This window comes from Pseudomonas sp. P5_B2 (assembly GCF_056400445.1).
In genome coordinates this window covers 1-1,392 of sequence record NZ_JBFULH010000887.1, presented here as the reverse complement: position 1 = coordinate 1,392, position 1,392 = coordinate 1, and the positions used below count along the sequence as shown (strand labels likewise).

Annotated in this window: 1 protein-coding gene; it reads right to left on the bottom strand. The window is 56.9% G+C overall.

Annotation, left to right across the window (positions count from 1 at the left end; all coding sequences use genetic code 11):
* On the bottom strand, positions 1 to 1,392 hold a 1,392-nt coding region (locus AC1DRJ_RS27735), incomplete at both ends, for an Ig-like domain-containing protein (protein WP_477804959.1).

The following is a 1,392-nucleotide window of genomic DNA, read 5'->3' as shown; positions in this document are numbered from 1 at the left end:
TCTCTGAACAGAGTGAGCTCGTCGGTACCGGGGGTGATCGGTACACTGGATTCAGTTTCACCCACAATGGTGAACAGCTCGACTTTCCATTCAAAGGCGGGAATGACCGTCAGTTCGAACTGTTTAGTGTGCGTTGTATGGGGCACTAACTGAGCAGTGACCTTAAAATTACCGRCAGACGCCGACCGGAACGGATAAACCGAACGACCTTGTGCATCGGTGCTAAGGGTAATTTCCGCAGAAATCTCCTCGGCAGGATTCGAATCGGTCCTCCACAACACCAAATAATTGCCCACCGGGTTCGCAGCCGGGTCCATCGATTCCTTCACTTCCACCGAAAGCAAAGTCGGTCGCGAGGCGCCCGCTACCGGAAAACGGGCGACCTCTGAAAAGTTCTGGATCACCGCATCTCTGGCCACCCTCACCGTGACCTCGACCACAGCATCGGTGCCCCTCTGTGCATAGATGGTCAAATCGCCGGGTGACGGGTCGCTCACCACAAAATTGCAGAACCCGCCGTCACCGCTCTCCTTCTCGACTTTCTTCGCGTCGGCACTCGTCCACCATTGCACACGCTCGCCAATGACGGGTTGATCATCGAGTCCGACGACTTGGCAGCGCACATTGACAGGCAGTGTGTCCACCGCCGCCGAGACGAGAAAAGGCTTGTCTAAAATCCGTGGCTTGTCGGCAAACTCGATGTGGCCGTTGAAAGTGAAACTGTGACTACCCTCCACGTTACCGACCGCAATTTTGGCCTCGCCCGGACTAAGGCTGGAGATCCACACCCGGCTCAAGCCATCCTTGTCTGTGTAAGTTTCGCTGGGACGAATTTCACCCCACGTCGTGGACCAGGCCACCGAACGGTGAGCGCCTCGATTGCCATAATCGTCGATCAACACCGCATACATTTCCTGTTCCCACAGACGCCCTGCCAGCACCGGAAGCTTAGGCGGCAATGAGCTCAACTCAGAGTTAAACTTCAGCGTCCCTTCATCGCAATCGATCACCACCGACGGGGCATAAACCGGCTCATGGAGCGGTACGCTGTAATGCAAATGCGCGGTTCCCATCCTGGCCCCCGCCTGTAACAGTGCCCAGGCACGCCCTTTGTCATCCGTACGGATCACAGGCGTGAGAACGGCCCCCAAGTCGGTTCCGACRTGAAGATCCACCCCTTTSAGCGGCTCCCCGTAAAAATCGAGGAGCGTGATTTCGAACTCGGCAACCTCCTGTGACACGTTTGCAATCAGGGTCGGGTTGTCCACCACGCATCGGGAGGTGAAGCTCTGACCGACTTCTGCCGAATCCTGCGGGGTCGTCATGGCATTGAAGCGGGCCAGGCTTTCCAGAGCGTTTTGCGCAGCCGCGGCATAAATCTCTTCGGACTCC